This is a genomic window from Isoptericola sp. b408, assembly GCF_030588085.1.
GTDB classification, from domain to species: domain Bacteria; phylum Actinomycetota; class Actinomycetes; order Actinomycetales; family Cellulomonadaceae; genus Isoptericola; species Isoptericola sediminis.
On sequence record NZ_JAUQYQ010000002.1, the window covers coordinates 568,648 to 585,919 of the forward strand.

Annotated in this window: 16 protein-coding genes; 13 read left to right on the top strand and 3 right to left on the bottom strand. The window is 73.0% G+C overall.

From position 1 onward, the window contains the following. Positions 1–21: 21 nt before the first annotated feature. Together uppP and mshC are read left to right on the top strand one after the other, a co-directional pair. On the top strand, positions 22–897 hold the full coding sequence (gene uppP / locus Q6347_RS08340; RefSeq protein ID WP_304604039.1) for an undecaprenyl-diphosphatase UppP: 876 nt from the start codon (positions 22–24) through the stop codon (positions 895–897). Between the two features lie 18 nt (positions 898–915). Then, positions 916–2,205: a cysteine--1-D-myo-inosityl 2-amino-2-deoxy-alpha-D-glucopyranoside ligase gene (mshC, locus tag Q6347_RS08345; RefSeq protein WP_304607128.1), complete on the top strand. Its 1,290-nt coding sequence runs from the start codon at positions 916–918 to the stop codon at positions 2,203–2,205. A gap of 46 nt (positions 2,206–2,251) precedes the next feature. Here mshC and Q6347_RS08350 read toward each other — a convergent pair whose 3' ends face one another. Next, on the bottom strand, positions 2,252–3,145 hold the full coding sequence (locus Q6347_RS08350; RefSeq protein ID WP_171248278.1) for a PAC2 family protein: 894 nt from the start codon (positions 3,143–3,145) through the stop codon (positions 2,252–2,254). A gap of 83 nt (positions 3,146–3,228) precedes the next feature. On the opposite strand from Q6347_RS08350, the gene Q6347_RS08355 reads away from it, so the two are divergent. After that, positions 3,229–3,921, top strand: coding sequence for an HAD family phosphatase (locus Q6347_RS08355; protein ID WP_304607129.1), 693 nt, complete (start codon positions 3,229–3,231; stop codon positions 3,919–3,921). A gap of 4 nt (positions 3,922–3,925) precedes the next feature. Here Q6347_RS08355 and Q6347_RS08360 read toward each other — a convergent pair whose 3' ends face one another. Continuing rightward, entirely contained in the window at positions 3,926–4,828 is a 903-nt protein-coding gene (locus Q6347_RS08360; RefSeq protein ID WP_304604036.1) for a PD-(D/E)XK nuclease family protein, read from the bottom strand. A gap of 84 nt (positions 4,829–4,912) precedes the next feature. Between Q6347_RS08360 and Q6347_RS08365 the strand changes: the two genes are divergently transcribed. The 3 genes from Q6347_RS08365 to arc all read left to right on the top strand — a co-directional run bounded on the left by Q6347_RS08365 (position 4,913) and on the right by arc (position 8,874). After that, a complete protein-coding gene (locus Q6347_RS08365) occupies positions 4,913–6,043 on the top strand; it encodes a site-2 protease family protein (protein WP_304607130.1) in 1,131 nt (376 codons plus the stop codon). 11 nt (positions 6,044–6,054) lie between these two features. Then, on the top strand, positions 6,055–7,047 hold the full coding sequence (locus Q6347_RS08370) for a tRNA (adenine-N1)-methyltransferase (RefSeq protein ID WP_304607131.1): 993 nt from the start codon (positions 6,055–6,057) through the stop codon (positions 7,045–7,047). A gap of 171 nt (positions 7,048–7,218) precedes the next feature. After that, complete coding sequence (gene arc, locus Q6347_RS08375; RefSeq protein WP_304604033.1) at positions 7,219–8,874, top strand: proteasome ATPase; 1,656 nt, start codon at positions 7,219–7,221, stop codon at positions 8,872–8,874. 26 nt (positions 8,875–8,900) lie between these two features. Here the strand turns inward: arc and Q6347_RS08380 are convergent, their stop codons facing one another. Continuing rightward, positions 8,901–10,478 (bottom strand): PP2C family protein-serine/threonine phosphatase, encoded by a 1,578-nt coding sequence (locus Q6347_RS08380; RefSeq protein WP_304607132.1) that lies wholly within the window; start codon positions 10,476–10,478, stop codon positions 8,901–8,903. 69 nt (positions 10,479–10,547) lie between these two features. On the opposite strand from Q6347_RS08380, the gene dop reads away from it, so the two are divergent. The 7 genes from dop to hisF all read left to right on the top strand — a co-directional run bounded on the left by dop (position 10,548) and on the right by hisF (position 17,213). Then, positions 10,548–12,170: a depupylase/deamidase Dop gene (dop, locus tag Q6347_RS08385; protein WP_304607154.1), complete on the top strand. Its 1,623-nt coding sequence runs from the start codon at positions 10,548–10,550 to the stop codon at positions 12,168–12,170. 71 nt (positions 12,171–12,241) lie between these two features. Beyond that, the gene (locus Q6347_RS08390) at positions 12,242–12,442 is read left to right on the top strand and encodes a ubiquitin-like protein Pup (protein WP_171248285.1); all 201 of its coding nucleotides are present in this window, start codon (positions 12,242–12,244) and stop codon (positions 12,440–12,442) included. Further along, complete coding sequence (prcB, locus tag Q6347_RS08395; protein WP_304607133.1) at positions 12,443–13,294, top strand: proteasome subunit beta; 852 nt, start codon at positions 12,443–12,445, stop codon at positions 13,292–13,294. Continuing rightward, positions 13,291–14,010 carry a proteasome subunit alpha gene (gene prcA / locus Q6347_RS08400; protein ID WP_171248287.1) on the top strand — a complete coding sequence of 240 codons (720 nt, stop codon included), beginning with the start codon at positions 13,291–13,293 and terminating at the stop codon, positions 14,008–14,010. Before prcB ends, prcA begins: the two co-directional genes overlap by 4 nt. 10 nt (positions 14,011–14,020) lie before the next feature. Further along, complete coding sequence (gene pafA / locus Q6347_RS08405) at positions 14,021–15,382, top strand: Pup--protein ligase (protein ID WP_171248288.1); 1,362 nt, start codon at positions 14,021–14,023, stop codon at positions 15,380–15,382. Between the two features lie 63 nt (positions 15,383–15,445). After that, entirely contained in the window at positions 15,446–16,435 is a 990-nt protein-coding gene (locus Q6347_RS08410; RefSeq protein ID WP_304604030.1) for an FKBP-type peptidyl-prolyl cis-trans isomerase, read from the top strand. A 7-nt stretch (positions 16,436–16,442) separates the two neighbouring features. Next, positions 16,443–17,213, top strand: coding sequence for an imidazole glycerol phosphate synthase subunit HisF (hisF, locus tag Q6347_RS08415; RefSeq protein WP_304604029.1), 771 nt, complete (start codon positions 16,443–16,445; stop codon positions 17,211–17,213). Positions 17,214–17,272: the final 59 nt, after the last annotated feature.

Genomic DNA, 17,272 nt, shown 5'->3' on the forward strand with positions numbered 1-17,272 from the left:
GGAACGGTAGTGTGGCCGCTCGTGAGTGCGTGGGAAGCGATCATCCTCGGTCTGGTCCAGGGTTTCACCGAGTTCCTGCCGGTCTCCTCCAGCGCACAGCTGAGGATCGTCGGTGAGCTGATCGGTGGTGCCGACCCGGGCGCCCTGTTCACGGCCGTGACCCAGATCGGCACCGAGGTGGCGGTCCTGCTGTACTACCGCCGCGCGATCCGGGACATCTGCGTGGGGTGGTGGACCTCGCTGCGCGGCGACCACGGCACCACGTGGCGCGACCGGTTCGGCGCGCACGACGCCGACGCCCGCATGGCCTGGTACATCGCCCTCGGCTCGCTGCCGATCGTCGTGCTGGGCGTGCTCTTCGACGAGGCGATCGAGACCACGCTGCGCAACCTGTGGATCACCGTGGCGACGCTGGTGGTCTTCGGCGTCCTGCTCGACCTGGCCGACCGCTACGGGCGGCGCACCCGCGTCGTGGAGGACCTGACCCCGAAGCGGGCGATCGGGTACGGGCTCGCGCAGGCGCTGGCGCTCATCCCCGGCGTGTCGCGGTCCGGTGGCACCATCACGGCCGGGCTCGCGATGGGTTTCACCCGGCGCGCCGCGGCCGACTACTCGTTCCTCCTGGCGATCCCGGCCGTGCTGGGCTCGGGCTTCTACCAGCTGGCCAAGGCCGCCGGGGGAGACCCGGCGCCCGGGTCGGCGGGGTGGGGCGCGACCCTGATCGCGACCCTCGTGGCCTTCGCCCTCGGCTACGTCGTGCTGATCGGCTTCCTCAAGATCGTCTCGACGTACTCCTACAAGCCGTTCGTCTACTACCGCTACGGCCTGGCGGTGCTGGTCGTCGTGCTGATTCTCACGGGCGTCCTGGAGGCCGACCCCGCCGTGACCACCGTCTGACGCCGGTACCCTGGGGCCGTGCGATCCTGGCCCACCCCTCAGATCCCCGAGCTGCCCGCGCCCGCGGACGGCCGCCGTCCCGTCGTGCGCATCCACGACACGACGACCGGACGTCTCGTCGAGGCGGCCCCCGGGACGACGGCACGCAGCTACGTGTGCGGGATCACGCCGTACGACGCGACCCACCTCGGGCACGCCGCGACCTACGTCGCGTTCGACCTGCTGCACCGGGCCTGGATCGACGCCGGCAAGGACGTGACGTACAGCTCCAACGTCACCGACGTCGACGACCCGCTGCTGGAGCGGGCCGCGGCCACCGGCGTGGACTGGCACGAGCTCGCGGCCGAGCAGGTGGCGCTCTTCCGCGAGGACATGACGGCGCTCGGCGTCATCCCGCCCGACCCGTGGACCGGTGTCGCCGAGTACGTGGGGCCGATCGCCGAGGCCGTGGCCCGGATGCTGGAGGAAGGGAGCGCCTACCGCGTCCCCGTCGAGCCCGGGGCGGGCGGCGACGACCCCTGTCTGGGGGACGTGTACGCGGACCTGACCGCCGACCCCGACTTCGGCGCCGTCTCCGGGTTCGACCGGGTCACGATGGCCGAGCTGTTCGCCGAGCGGGGCGGCGACCCCGACCGCGAGGGCAAGAAGAACCCGCTCGACCCGCTGCTGTGGCGCCGTGAGCGGCCGGGCGAGCCCACCTGGGACGGCGGCGTCCTGGGCACCGGGCGCCCCGGGTGGCACGTCGAGTGCACGGTCATCGCCCGCGACGGGATCGGGCTGCCCTTCGACGTCCAGGGCGGCGGCTCGGACCTGGTCTTCCCGCACCACGAGATGTCGGTCTCGCACGGGCGCATGCTCGCCGGCCCGTCCTCCGCCCCCGGCGCGCACGCCCACGCCGGACTCATCGCCTACGAGGGCCACAAGATGAGCAAGTCGCGGGGCAACCTCGTGCTGGTCTCGGCCCTGCGCCGTGACGGCGTCGACCCGATGGCGGTGCGGTTGGGCATCCTGTCGCAGCACTACCGCACCGAGTGGGAGTGGACGCACGACCTGCTCACGACCGCGCAGGCCCGCCTGGAGAGGTGGCGGGAGGCCGTCTCGGGCAACGGCGGGCCGGCCTGGGAGGCCACCCTGGCCGAGATGCGGGCCGCTCTCGCCGACGACCTCGACGCGCCGCGTGCCCTCGCGGCCGTCGACGCGTGGGCCGACGAGGCGCTCGCGCCGGGGCGGGACACCTCCGCGGACACCGAGGGCGCTCCCGGCGTCGTCGCCCGCGCCGTCAACGCGCTGCTCGGCGTCCGGCTGTGACGCCCCGGCCGGCACGGTGCCGGCCGGGCCCGCCGCGGGCGGGGCGTCAGCTCTTGTCCGGGTTCCCCGGTGTCCCGTGGCCGCCACCCCGGCCCGGTCCCAGGTCCCGGCGCCGCAGGTAGCGCTCGAACTCCTGGGCGATCGCCTCCCCGGACGCCTCCGGCAGCTCCGCGGTGTCCTTCGCCTCCTCGAGCTGCTGCACGTACTCGGAGATCTCGGAGTCCTCGCGGGCCAGCTCGTCCACCCCTTCCTGCCACGCCTCGGCGTCCTCGGGCAGGTCACGCATCGGCACCGACGCGCCCACCAGGTCCTCCACCCGGGTCAGGATGGCGAGGGTGGCCTTGGGCGAGGGCGGGTTGGCGACGTAGTGCGGCACCGCCGCCCACAACGACACCGCCTGGAACTCGCGGGCGGCGGCCTCGTGCTGCAGCACCCCGACGATCCCGGTCGGACCCTCGTAGGTGCTCGGCTCGACGTCGAGCACCGCTCGGAGCCCCGGGCTCTCCGTGGTCGCCGTCAGGGGGATGGGGCGGGTGTGCGGCACGTCGGCGAGGAGCGCCCCGAGCGTGACCACGGTCCGCACCCCCAGCTCCGTCGCGATGTCCAGCAGCTCGCGGCAGTAGGTCTTCCAGCGGAACGACGGCTCGATGCCGTGCACCAGCACGACACGGCGGTCCGCCAGCTCGGCGACGGACACGGTCGTGGTGGGCCAGGCGATGATCCGACGTCCGTCCGGCCCGCTGCCGATCATCGGTCGGTTCACCTGGAAGTCGTGGTAGTCCTCGGGGTCGAGCTCGCGGTGCAGTGAGGCTCCCCACACGTCGGCGAGGTGCTCGAGGGCGTCCGTGGCGGCGCTGCCCGCGTCGTTCCACCCCTCGAAGGCCGCGATCATGACGGTCTGACGTGCGGCGTGACGGCCGACCGGCTGCTCGGTGGTCATCTGGTCAGCCTATACAGGCGGGCCCGGAACCGTCCTCGACGGGCCCCGGGTCCCGCCGACGGCCCTCGTACGATGACGGGGTGATGCCTGACGACACCGCCGCGCTGCCCGCCGCCGTCCTGTGGGACATGGACGGCACCCTCGTCGACACCGAGCCGTACTGGATCCGCGCCGAGCACCAGCTCGTCGCCGCCCACGGTGGCCGGTGGTCCCACGAGCAGGCGCTGGAGCTCGTGGGCAACCCGTTGACGGTCTCGGCGGGTGTCCTGCAGGAGGCCGGCGTCGACCTACCCCTCGACGCCATCGTGCAGCACCTCCTGGGACGGGTGCAGGCCCAGGTCGCCGAGTCCGTGCCGTGGCGGCCCGGTGCCCGCGAGCTGCTCGCCGCCCTGGGTGGGGCCGGCGTGCGCTGCGCCCTGGTCACGATGAGCTACACGGTGCTCGCCGAGGCCGTCACCGCGCACGTGCCCGGGGCGTTCGAGACGCTCGTCACCGGCGACCAGGTGACCCGCGGCAAGCCGGACCCCGAGCCGTACCTGGTCGCCGTCGAGCGGCTGGGCGTGCCGGTCGAGGAGTGCGTGGCGCTCGAGGACTCGCCGGCCGGCATCTCCTCCGCGCTGGCGTCCGGGGCGCGCACCCTCGGCGTCGAGGCCGTCCTGCCCGTCGAGCCACGGCCCGGGCTGAGCCGCGCGGCCAGCCTCGCGGACGTCGACCTGGGCACGATGCGTCGCCTCGTCGCGGGCGAGGTGTTCGACCTCACCCCGGCCGCCACCTGAGCCGCTAGACCTCGACCCCCAGCCGTCGGCGCAGGGCGTCGGCCGGGAGCGGCGGGGGAGTGCCGTCGAAGGCCGGGCACACGGCCTGGTGGGCGCACCAGCCGCACAGCTTGCTCTGCTTCGGGACGAACTCGCCCCGGCGGGCCGCCGTGGTGATGGCGTCCCACAGGCTGCGCACCTTGGCCTCGGTGACCTCCAGCTCGCGTGCGCGGGGCTCGGCGCGCAGCACCTGGCCGTCCCCCAGGTAGACGAGCTGCAGCATCTTCGGCAGGACGCCCCGCTCGCGCCAGACGACCAGACCGTAGAACCGCATCTGGAACAGCGCCGAGGCCTCGAAACCCGGGCGCGGCGACCGGCCGGACTTGTAGTCGACCACGCGGACCGCCCCGTCGGGGGCGACGTCGAGGCGGTCGACGACGCCGCGCAGCAGCGGCCCGTCCTCGAGCTGGCTCTCCACCTTCAGCTCGCGCGCCGCGGGTTCGAGCCGGTTCGGGTCCTCCAGCGTGAAGTACGTGCCCAGCAGTCGTCCGGCGCCCTCGAGCCAGGTCTCGAGGGGTTGGCCGGTGGCGTCGCCGCCGGGGGTGAACAGCTCGGCGTAGCGGGGCTCGACCTCGACCAGCCGCTCCCACTCGCCCGGCAGCAGGGCGCGCGCCGCCTCGGGGGTGCGCTCCCCGAGCGGGGCGTCGTAGAGGCGCTCCAGCACGGCGTGGACGAGGGTGCCGCGCGCCGCGGCCGAGGACGGAGGCTCCGGCAGCCGGTCCACCGTCCGGAACCGGAACAGCAGCGGGCACTGCATGAAGTCGTTCGCCCGCGACGGCGACAGGGCCGGTCTACGGGGCGCCTCCGCCGCGGTGTCGACCTCCGTGGCGTCCGGTGAACCGGTGGCAGGATCCGCCGTCGTCGTCATGCGTGACACCCTACGGCCGGCCGCCCACACGACCGCTGCCGGGCGCCAGCGGTTCCCGGGCGCCACGCCGGATAGCCTGGACCGGTGACTCAACGCTCCTCCGGGTGGCGGATCGGCCGCGTGGCCGGTGCACCCGTCCTGGTGACCCGGTCGTGGTTCGTGGCAGCCGTCGTGCTGACGCTGCTCTTCGCGCCGACGGTGCGCGCCTTCGCCCCGGCGATGGGAACGGTCGGCGTCCTGGTCGTGGCCTTCGCGTTCGTCCTGCTGCTGTTCGCCTCGGTGTTCTGCCACGAGGTCGCGCACGCGCTGGTGGCGCGGGCGCGCGGTCACCGCGTGGACGAGCTGGCCCTGACGCTGTGGGGTGGTCACACGGCCTACTCGGGGGCCGTGCGCCGCCCGCGGGACAGCGCGCTGATCGCCGTCGTCGGACCTCTGACGAACCTGGCGCTCGCCGCCGCGTTCTGGTTCCTCTTCACCGCCCAGTCGTCGTCGTCGATCCCTGCGCTGCTGCTGTACGCGGGGGCGTTCTCCAACGCGTTCGTCGGGGCGTTCAACCTGCTCCCCGGCCTGCCGCTCGACGGCGGGCAGGTGCTCGAGTCCGCCGTCTGGGCCCTCACCGGGTCCCGGACGACGGGCACGGTGGCCGCCGGGTGGGTCGGCCGTGCCGTCGGTCTCGCCGTCGTGCTCGGCGCCCTGGTCTGGCCGCTCGTCGGCGGGCGCAGCCCGGACCTCTTCACCGTCATGTGGGCCGCGCTCATCGGGGCGTTCCTCTGGTCCGGTGCCTCCGAGGCCATGCGGGCCGGCCGGCGGCGCGACGCCGTCAGCCGGATCGACGTGCGCACCCTGATGACCACCGCCGTCGTGGTCCCGGCGGGGAGTCCCGTCGCCGAGGCCGGTCGGGCGGCGCGCGGCCACGGCGAGGTCGCGGTCGTGGTCGTGGACGACCGCGGCGAGCCGACCGGGTGGGTGGACCCGCAGGCCGCGGCCGCCGTCCCGGCCGACCAGGCGGCGGCCGTCCCGGTCGAGTCGGCCCTCGTCCCGTTCCCCGCGGGAGCGGCCGTCGCGCTGGAGCAGTCCGGACCCGAGCTGCTGGAGCACCTGGCCCGTGTCTCCGGCGGGGCGCGCGTGGTACCGGTGACGGACGGCGGCCGGGTCGTCGCGGTGCTGGACGTGGCACGGGTCGCGGCGGCGGTCCGCCCGGCGGGCCGCCGGTAGACTCGACCGGCGTGACTTCCTCCTCCGCCACCGGTGCCGACATCCGCCGCGGTCCCTTCCGCGTCGGCGACAAGGTCCAGCTGACCGACCCCAAGGGTCGGATGCACACGATCACGCTCGCCGAGAACGCCACCTTCCACACGCACAAGGGCTACTTCCGCCACGAGGACCTCCTCGGGCGTCCCGAGGGCTGGGTGGTCACGAACACGGCCGGGATCGAGTACCTCGCCCTGCGCCCGCTGCTCAGCGACTACGTGCTGTCGATGCCGCGGGGTGCCGCCGTCGTCTACCCCAAGGACGCCGGCCAGATCATCCAGATGGCGGACATCTTCCCCGGCGCCCGGGTCCTCGAGGCCGGCGTCGGCTCGGGCGCGCTGACCATGTCGCTGCTGCGCGCCGTCGGCGACGCGGGCGAGCTGCACTCGATCGAGCGCCGAGAGGACTTCGCCGCGATCGCGCGCGGCAACGTCGAGACGTTCTTCGGCGGCCCCCACCCCGCCTGGCACCTGCACACCGGCGACCTGGCCGACCGGGCGGGCGAGGTCGTGGACCCTGGCTCGGTGGACCGCGTCGTGCTGGACATGCTCGCGCCGTGGGAGAACGTGGACGCGGTCGCCGAGGCACTGATCCCGGGCGGTGTGCTGGTCTGCTACGTCGCCACCGCGACCCAGCTGTCCCGGACCGCCGAGGCGCTGCGCGCCGACGGACGGTTCGCCGAGCCGTCCGCCTGGGAGTCGATGGTGCGCGGCTGGCACCTCGAGGGCCTGGCGGTCCGGCCGCAGCACCGGATGGTCGGGCACACCGGCTTCCTGCTGACCGCGCGCCGGCTGGCCGACGGCGTCACCCCGCCGGTGCGCAAGCGGCGTCCGGCCAAGGGTTCGCGCCCGGGCGACGAGGAACAGTGGGGCGCCGGCCGCTGGAACGAGGAGGAGCTCGGCGAGAAGGCGGTCTCGGACAAGAAGATCCGTCGCGTGCGTCGTCAGGTCGGCCAGGAACCGGAGTGACGTTCCCGGCAGATTGCGGGGGAGTCACGGTTCGGTCGTCATCGTGTGAACGTCGGGACCCGACCGTGAAATGTGCCACACGTTGTCGGCGTTGACCCGTAGGGTGCTGTCACCCGGGAGGAATCCTCTCAGCGGAGGGGAGGATGCCCGGGCCGCACGGAAGGGGACGCCATGACCGACCAGCCTGTTCGCCCGGAGCACTCGGACACGCCGGCGCCGTCCGGTCGCGACGCCCAGCTGGCGCTGCTCGCGGCGAAGAACGAGCGGCTCGCCGAGGCGCTGCGCGCGGCCCGCGAGCAGATCGTCGAGCTGAAGAAGCAGATCGACGACCTCGCCAAGCCGCCCGGGACCTACGCCACGTTCCTGTCGGCGCACGACGACGGGTCGGTCGACGTCGTCTCGCAGGGCCGCAAGATGCACGTCCAGGCCAGTCCCCAGCTGCGGCTGGCCGACCTCGCCCCGGGCCAGGAGGTCAAGCTCAACGAGGCGATGACCGTCGTCGGCGCCGGGGGCTACGAGCGCACCGGTGAGCTCGTCACGGTCAAGGAGGTCCTCGACCACGAGCGCGTGCTGGTCGTCGGACGCGCCGACGAGGAGCGCGTCGTGCGTCTGGCCGGCTCCGTCGCCGCCGACACGCTGCGGGTCGGCGACGCCCTGACGGTCGACGTACGCAGCGGGTTCGTCTTCGAGGTGGTGCCGAAGTCGGAGGTCGAGGAGCTGGTCCTCGAAGAGGTGCCGGACATCGCCTACGAGGACATCGGCGGCCTGGGGGAGCAGATTGAGGCGATCCGTGACGCCGTCGAGCTGCCCTTCTCCCACCCCGACCTGTTCCGCGAGCACGGGCTGCGCCCGCCCAAGGGCGTCCTGCTCTACGGCCCTCCGGGCTGCGGCAAGACCCTCATCGCCAAGGCCGTCGCCTCCTCGCTGGCGCACATGGTGGCCGAGAAGCGCGGGGGCGACCCCAACGCGAAGAGCTTCTTCCTCAACGTCAAGGGCCCCGAGCTGCTCAACAAGTACGTCGGGGAGACCGAGCGGCACATCCGCCTGATCTTCGCCCGGGCCCGGGAGAAGGCCAGTCAGGGGATGCCCGTGGTCGTGTTCTTCGACGAGATGGAGTCGCTGTTCCGCACCCGCGGGACGGGGCTCTCCTCGGACGTCGAGACCACGATCGTGCCGCAGCTGCTCGCCGAGATCGACGGGGTGGAGCGGCTCGACAACGTCATCGTCATCGGTGCCTCCAACCGGGAGGACATGATCGACCCGGCGATCCTGCGTCCCGGGCGGCTGGACGTGAAGATCAAGATCGAGCGTCCCGACGCGGAGGGGGCCACGGAGATCTTCGGCAAGTACCTCACCCCCGACCTGCCGATCCACACCGACGACCTCGCCGAGCACGGCGGGGACCCGGCGGAGGCCGTCCAGGCGATGGTCCGGTCCGTCGTGGAGCGGATGTACGCCGAGGACGAGGACAACCAGTTCCTCGAGGTCACCTACGCCAGCGGCGACAAGGAGACGCTGTACTTCAAGGACTTCAACTCCGGGGCCATGATCGAGAACGTCGTGGACCGGGCCAAGAAGTCGGCGATCAAGGACCTCCTGGCCTCCGGTCAGCGCGGGATCCGCGTGGAGCACCTGCTGGCGGCGTGCGTCGACGAGTTCCAGGAGAACGAGGACCTGCCGAACACGACGAACCCCGACGACTGGGCCCGTATCAGCGGCAAGAAGGGCGAGCGGATCGTCTTCATCCGCACGATCTCGAAGAAGAAGGGCGAGCACAGCACGCCGCGGACCATCGACACGGTGCACTCCACCGGTCAGTACCTGTAACCGGGGGGGCCGTGGGGGTGCGGCGCTCAGGCTGTGCGGTAGGCCACGAGAGCGACGTCGTCGCGGGCGCCGTCGGGCAGCATCGCGTCGAGGAGGCGCTCGGGCAGCTCGCCCAGCGGGGTGCCGCGGCACTCGGCGCGGGCCAACGCCGCGAGACGCTCGAGGCCGTCCCGGATCCTCGTGTCGCGCCGTTCGACCAGGCCGTCGGTGTAGAGCAGCACGGTGTCGCCGGGGGCGAGCGTCGTCGTGTGCTCCGACCGGCCGGCGTGCGGCAGGGTGAGCAGCGGGCCGCGGGCACCGTCCAGCCATGCGCTGGCGCCGTCGGTGCCGACCAGCAGTCCCGGGGGATGCCCGGCGCTGGAGTAGGTGAGCGTCATCGTCGCGGGCTCGACCACGCCGCAGAAGACCGTCGCGAGCTCGGCACCGGGCACGGTCCGGGCGAACTCGTCGAGCATCGTGAGGACCTGCGCGGGACCGGACCCCGCCAGCATCAGCGCGCGTCCCGCGCTGCTGAGCCTCCCCATGGACGCGGCCGCCACGACACCGTGGCCGACGCAGTCGCCGACGACCAGCCCGAACCGGCCCGAGGACAGCTCGACCACGTCGAACCAGTCCCCGCCCACCGCCATCCTGTGGTCGGCGGGTCGGTAGTGCGTCTGCCAACGTGGTGACGCCGGGGTGGCGGGCACCATGGCCTGCTGCAGCGCGTCGCTGACGCTGGTGAGCCGACCGACGCGGCTCCGGTGCTCCTCCGCCGCGGCGACGGCGTGCGACACGGTCGACGCGAGCAGCAGGAGGAAGGCGCGCTGCGTCTCGTCGAGAGGCCGCTGCTCGTTGCCCCGCAGCGTGATCGTCCCGAGCGGAGGCCGCTCCGGGTGGGTGTCCAGGGGAGCGAACAGCGTCCGGCCGTGCCAGACCGGTCCCGCTGGCCATGCCGTGTCCCGGCGGTCGGTCGCCTCGTCGTGCCGGTCCGGCCCGCCCGGGTCACCGAGGGAGACGTGCACCAAGCCGACGTCCTCGGCGTCTCGCAGCACCGCGGTGGCCAGGTCGGCCACATCCTCGGGGTCGCCGTGGTGTCCGTGGAGCGCGAACGAGAGGCGGCTGAGGGTGGACAGGCGACGTCGGTCGACGACCTGGTCGGTGGTCTCGGTCGCGATGTCCATGACGCCCTGCACCACACCGTCGTCGTCTCGCAGCGGGCTGTACGAGAAGGTGAACCGGGTCTCCTCGACGAACCCCGACCGGTCCATCATCAACGGCATGTCGACGTCCCAGGTGGGCCTGCCCGTGCGCATGACGTCGTCGAACAGGGGACCGACCTCGTCCCAGATCTGTCCCCAGAGCTTCGGCGCGGCAGCGCCCATGGCCTGCGGGTGCAGGTCGCGACCGAGCATCTCGCGGTACCCGTCGTTGTAGATCATGGTGAGCTCGGGGCCCCAGGTCACCAGGACGGCGAACCGGGTGCTGAAGCACAGCTCGACGGCCCGTCGCAGGCCCGTGGGCCAGGCGTCGGGAGGGCCGAGCGGCGTCGCCGACCAGTCGACGGCGAGCGCGGCCTCGCCGCAGTCGTGGCCGCGCACGGCCCGCGTGAACCAATCCACCACGGGCTCACCCTATCGACGCGGTGGGGACCGGTCCCCGCATAGGGTGGGCGTGTGAGCGTGCGACGCGTGATGGGCATCGAGACCGAGTACGGCGTGCTGTCCCCGGGGCGCCCGATGGCGAACCCGATGCTGATGAGCTCCCAGGTCGTGACCACCTATCGGGCGCTGGTCCAGGACGGCCGTCCCGGCCACCCGCCGGCGCGGTGGGACTACGACGACGAGGACCCGCTGGCGGACGCCCGCGGCTTCCACCTCGACCGCGCCTCCGCCCACCCGTCCCTGCTGACGGACGACCCGGACGCCCCGGCGCCGTCCGGCACGGACGGCGCCGGGGACACGGCGGCCACGCCCGAGAGCGTCGAGCGCCCGGAGGCGGAGGACTACGACGACCCGAGCGCCGCCAACTGCATCCTCACCAACGGCGCCCGGCTGTACGTGGACCACGCCCATCCCGAGTACTCCTCGCCGGAGGTCACCAACCCGCGCGACGCCGTCGTGTGGGACGTGGCCGGCGAACGGGTGATGCTGGCGGCCTCCCGGCACCTGGCCCAGGTGCCGGGCACCGAGATCGTGCTCTACAAGAACAACGTCGACGGCAAGGGCGCGAGCTACGGCACCCACGAGAACTACCTGGTCGACCGCGACCTGCCCTTCAGCACGCTCGCGGAGCTGGTCACCGCGTTCCTCGTCACCCGGCAGGTGTACACCGGCTCCGGCCGTGTCGGGCTCGGCCAGACCGGGGACGAGCCCGGGTTCCAGCTCTCGCAGCGTGCCGACTACATCGAGGCCGAGATCGGCCTGGAGACGACCCTGCGCCGGCCGATCGTCAACACGCGCGACGAGCCGCACGCCGATCGGACGCGCTGGCGCCGCCTGCACCTCATCCTCGGCGACGCCAACCACCTCGAGGTCGCCACCTACCTCAAGCTGGGCACCACCTCGCTGGTGCTGTGGGTGCTCGAGCACCTGGACGACCTCGCCGAGGCCGGGGTCGCGGCCCGCGCCGAGCTGTCCCGGCTCCGGCTCGCCGACCCGGTCCCGGCCGTGCGGCAGGTCTCGCGCGACCTCGACCTGGACGCCGGTCTCGACCTCGCCGAAGGGACGACGGCCACCGCGCTGGAGATCCAGCGGCGACTGCTCGACCTCGTGACGCGGTCGCTGGCGGCCCTCGGCTCGGACGCCGCGTCCGACGAGGTCGTCGCCCGCTGGCGCGACGTCCTCGAGCGGCTCGCCGAGGACCCGATGTCCTGCGCCCGCGAGGTCGAGTGGGTGGCCAAGCTGCGCCTCCTGGAGCGCCTGCGCTCCCGCGACGGCCTGGACTGGGACCACCCGCGGCTGGGAGCCCTCGACCTGCAGTGGTCGGACGTGCGCCCCGAGCGGGGGATCTACCACCGGCTGGTGGCCTCCGGGGCGGTGGAGCGGATCACCACCGAGGACGAGGTCGCCCGCGCGGTGCACCACCCGCCGACGGACACGCGGGCGTGGTTCCGCGGCGAGGTGATGGAGCGCTACGCCGACGAGGTCTCGGCGGCCAGCTGGGACTCGGTGATCTTCGACGTCGCGGGTGCCGCCTCGTTGCAGCGCGTGCCGATGCCGGACCCGCTGCGCGGCACCGCCCAGCACATCGGCCAGCTCCTGGACGCGAGCCCGGACGCGACCACCCTGCTGACGGGGTTGCGGGGGGAATCGTGAGTCTGCGCTGCACCTCGCCCAGGACGACATAGGCTTGCCAACACCCGCAGGGAACGCGAAGGAGGCGGACCATGGCCGGTCAGGAACGCATCAACCCGCAGGACCACGACCGCACGCCCGAGGACGACGACGCGGAGGCCCCTGCCCCGGCCGCCCCGCAGGCCGCCGACCGCGACGCGGAGGTCGACTCGCTGCTGGAGGAGATCGACGAGGTCCTGGAGTCGAACGCGGAGTCGTTCGTCCGGGGATTCGTGCAGAAGGGTGGGCAGTGAGTGACCGCCTCATCCGCTGAGTCCTCCGGCCGGCTGCCGGACGCGTTCCTGCGTCCGGGGTCGAGCTCGTTCGTCGACTTCCTGGGCGAGCACGCCCCGGCGCTGCTGCCCGGGAACCGTCCGACCGGCCTGACGGGGTCGGCCTCGGACATGGCGCCGCACGCGACCACCATCGTCGCCCTCACCTTCGGGGACGACGAGCACGGCCGCGGCGTCGTCATGGCGGGCGACCGCCGGGCGACGATGGGCAACCTCATCGCGAACCGCGAGATCGAGAAGGTCTTCGACGCCGACGACCACTCCGCCGTCGGGATCGCCGGGTCCGCCGGGATCGCGCTCGAGCTCGTGCGGCTGTTCCAGCTCGAGCTGGAGCACTACGAGAAGATCGAAGGCTCCCAGCTCTCGCTGGACGGCAAGGCGAACCGGCTCGCGGCGATCATCCGCGGCAACCTGCCGCTGGCGATGCAGGGGCTGGCCGTCGTGCCGCTGTTCGGCGGCTTCGACCTCGACCGGTCCACCGGCCGGCTGTTCAGCTACGACGTCACCGGCGGGCGGTACGAGGAGCACGACCACCACTCGGTGGGGTCGGGCTCGGTCTTCGCCCGGGGGTCGCTGAAGAAGCGCTGGCGCCAGGGTCTGGTCGCGGACGCCGCCGTCGCCGTGGCCGTGGAGGCGCTCTACGACGCGGCCGACGACGACAGCGCCACCGGCGGGCCCGACACGGTCCGGCGCATCTGGCCGGTGGTGGCGACCGTGACCGCCGACGGGTACCGGCGGGTCCCGGACGACGCCCTCGCGGCCGTCGTGGAGCAGATCGTGGCCGATCGTCGTCAGGAGGGTTCGCGCGCATGAACATGCCGTTCTACGTCTCGCCCGAGCAGCTGATGAAGGACCGGGCGGACTTCGCGCGCAAGGGCATCGGCCGCGGCCGCTCCGTCGTCGTGCTCGCGTACGACGACGGCATCGCCTTCGCCACGGAGAACCCGTCGCGGGCGCTGCACAAGATCTCGGAGATCTACGACCGCATCGCCTTCGCCGCCGTCGGCAAGTACAACGAGTTCGAGAACCTGCGCGTGGCGGGCGTGCGGTACGCCGACCTGCGCGGGTACTCCTACGACCGCACCGACGTGACGGCCCGCGGGCTCGCCAACGCCTACGCGCAGACCCTCGGGACGGTCTTCACCACGGAGTCCAAGCCGCTCGAGGTCGAGCTCGTCGTCGCCGAGGTGGGGGCCACGCCGGCCGACGACCAGCTGTACCGGCTGTCGTACGACGGCTCGGTGGCCGACGAGCACGGGTTCGTGGTCATGGGCGGCCAGGCCGACCAGCTCACCTCCCGGCTGCGCGAGGGCTGGGAGCCGGGCATGGACCTCGCCGCCGTGCTGCGTCTCGCCGTGCGCACGCTCGGCGCGGTGAGCACGGACGGATCGATCGCCGCCGAGGGTCAGGAACGCGAGATCCCCGCGGGCGGGCTGGAGGTGGCGGTGCTGGACCGCCGCCGCACCCGGCGGGCCTTCCGCCGGTGGCAGGGCGACGCGCTGGCCGAGCTGCTGCGCGGGGACGACTGAGGGGGCGGACATGGACCGCAGGATCTTCGGGCTGGAGACCGAGTACGGCGTCACGTGCGCGGCCGACGACGGACGGGGGCTGAGCGCGGACGAGGTCGCGCGCTACCTGTTCCGCAAGGTCGTGGCCTGGGGCCGTTCCTCCAACGTGTTCCTGCGCAACGGCTCCCGGCTGTACCTGGACGTCGGCTCGCACCCCGAGTACGCCACCGCCGAGTGCGACGACGTCCGCCAGCTCGTGGCCTACGACCGCGGCGGCGAGCGCATCCTCGAGGGGCTCGTCGCCGACGCCCAGCAGCGTCTCGAGCACGAGGGCCTGCCGGGCAAGGTGCACCTGTTCAAGAACAACACGGACTCGGCGGGCAACTCCTACGGCTGCCACGAGAACTACCTGGTGCGCCGCCAGGGCGACTTCTCCCGCCTCAGCGACGTGCTGGTGCCGTTCCTCATCACGCGCCAGGTGCTCACCGGCGCCGGGAAGGTCCTGGCCACCCCCCGCGGGGCGACGTACTGCCTGTCCCAGCGGGCCGACCACATCTGGGAGGCCGTCTCCAGCGCGACGACGCGCTCGCGGCCGATCATCAACACGCGCGACGAGCCGCACGCCGACGCCGAGCACTACCGGCGCCTGCACGTCATCGTCGGCGACTCCTCGATGTCGGAGACGACCACGCTGCTCAAGGTCGGTGCCACCGACCTGGTGCTGCGGCTGGTCGAGGCCGGGGTCCCGGTGCGGGACCTCTCCCTGGAGAACCCGATCCGGGCGATCCGCGAGATCAGTCACGACTCCTCGGGCAAGCACCCGGTCCAGCTCGCGAACGGCCGGACCGCGACGGCGGTCGACGTCCAGGGGGAGTACTACCAGCGGGTGCGCGAGCACGTCGACGCCCACCTGGACCCCACCCCGCAGGTCAAGCAGACGCTGGACCTGTGGGAGCGGGGCCTGCGCGCCCTGGAGTCGGGCGACCTGACCCTGGTGGACCGCGAGCTCGACTGGGTCATCAAGTGGCGGCTCATCGAGCGGTACCGGGCCAAGCACGACCTGTCGATGGACGACCCCCGGGTCGCGCGCCTGGACCTGGCCTACCACGACATCTCCCGCACGGAGGGGCTCTACAACCTGCTCGCGGCGCGGGGGATGGTCGAGCGGGTGGTGACCGACCTCGAGGTCTTCGAGTCCACGGCGATCCCGCCCCAGACGACGCGGGCCAAGCTGCGCGGCGACTTCGTGCGGGCCGCCCAGGACGCGCGACGCGACTACACGGTCGACTGGGTGCACCTCAAGCTCAACGACCAGGCCCAGCGCACCGTCCTGTGCAAGGACCCGTTCCGCAACGTCGACGAGCGCGTCGAACGGCTCATCGAGTCCATGTAGGAGGCCGTCCCCTGGACCGGCGGCCGTTCCGGGGCCTCCGGGCCGACGTGGCAGACTGTCCCGGTGCTCCCCGCCCGTCCCCGTCTGCTCGTCGCCGTCCTGGCCGTCGTGCTGACGCTGACCGGCTGCGGGACGCCGGTGTGGGACCGGGTCACCCCGAGCCCGCTGCCCTCCCAGGTCCCGGTGCAGGTCACCGGTCCGGAGGGGCAGCCACCGGCCCTCGAGTACCCGCAGCCCTACCAGATCGTCCAGTCCGGGTCGCGCACGCTGCGCCCCGGGGGCGGGGAACCGCTGGAGACCGGCGAGCCCGTCCTGCTGCACATGTACGCCGAGGACGGGCGCGACGGCAGCGTGATCTCCTCGACCTACCTGGACGCTCCCGCCTGGTACACGTTCGACCCGGACTCGTTGGGCCAGAACCTCTACGACTCGTTGCGGGGAAAGAGGGTCGGGGCGCGCGTCCTGGTGGTCGAGAAGGACGACGACGTCCCGGTCGTGCTCGTCGTGGACGTGCTGCCGACCCGGGCCACCGGGGACGTCGTCGAGCCGGTCGAGGGGCTGCCGCAGGTGGTCCGCGACCCCGACGGCAGCCCGACGGTCCTCGTCGAGGGCGGTGAGCCGCCGGGCGAGCTCGTCGTGCAACCGCTGATCCGCGGGGACGGCCCCCAGGTCGAGGTCGGGCAGATGGTGACCGCGCGCTACGTCGCGGTGCGGTGGAGCGACGGCCGGGTCGTCGACTCGAGCTGGGGCGACGGTGTGGCCCCGCAGTCCGCGACGATCGGCATCGGCCGACTGGTGGAGGGCTGGGACCAGGGACTGCTCGAGCAGTCCGTCGGGTCGCAGGTGATGCTCGTGGTGCCCCCGCACCTGGGCTACGGTGGCACCAACAGCGAGCTGGCCGACGAGACCCTCGTCTACGTCATCGACATCCTCGACGCGCGCTTCCAGGTCACGCAGGACGAGCCGGTCCCGGACGAGGACGGCGAGGGGGCCGACGAGGCGGCCGGCACCCAGGGCGGCGGCGCGTCGTCCGCCGGCACGACCGAAGGATGAGGACCGCATGACCGTGGCCGTTCGGGTGATCCCGTGCCTCGACGTCGACGCCGGACGGGTCGTCAAGGGCGTCAACTTCACCAACCTGCGCGACGCCGGCGACCCGGTGGAGCTCGCCGACCGGTACGACACCGAGGGTGCCGACGAGGTGACGTTCCTCGACGTCTCGGCCTCCTCCGGCGACCGGGAGACCATGATCGACGTGGTGCGCCGCACCGCGGAGGAGATCTTCGTCCCCCTGACGGTCGGCGGGGGTGTCCGGTCGGCCGAGGACGTCGACCGGCTGCTGCGCGCCGGGGCGGACAAGGTCGGCGTGAACACCGCGGCGATCGCCCGCCCCGAGCTGATCGCGGAGATCGCCGACCGCTTCGGCAACCAGGTGCTCACCCTCTCGGTGGACGCCCGCCGCGTGACCGGGGACACCACGACGCCGTCGGGCTACGAGGTGACCACCCACGGCGGCCGCCGCGGCACCGGCATCGACGCCGTGGAGTGGGCCGCACGAGGCGCCGAGCTGGGTGCCGGCGAGATCCTGCTGAACTCGATGGACGCCGACGGCACCACCGGCGGGTTCGACCTGGAGATGCTGCGTGCGGTGCGCGAGCGCGTCCACGTCCCGCTGGTCGCCTCCGGCGGCGCCGGGACCCCCGAGCACTTCGTCGCCGCGGCCCGGGCCGGTGCCGACGCCGTGCTGGCCGCCAGCGTCTTCCACTTCGGCACCCTGACGGTCGGCGAGGTCAAGGACGCGATGCGGGCCGCCGGGGTCGAGGTGCGCTGAACCCGCCGGGACCGGCGACGTGCGGCCGCGGGCAGTTGCCCCGGGCGCGCTAGGATCAC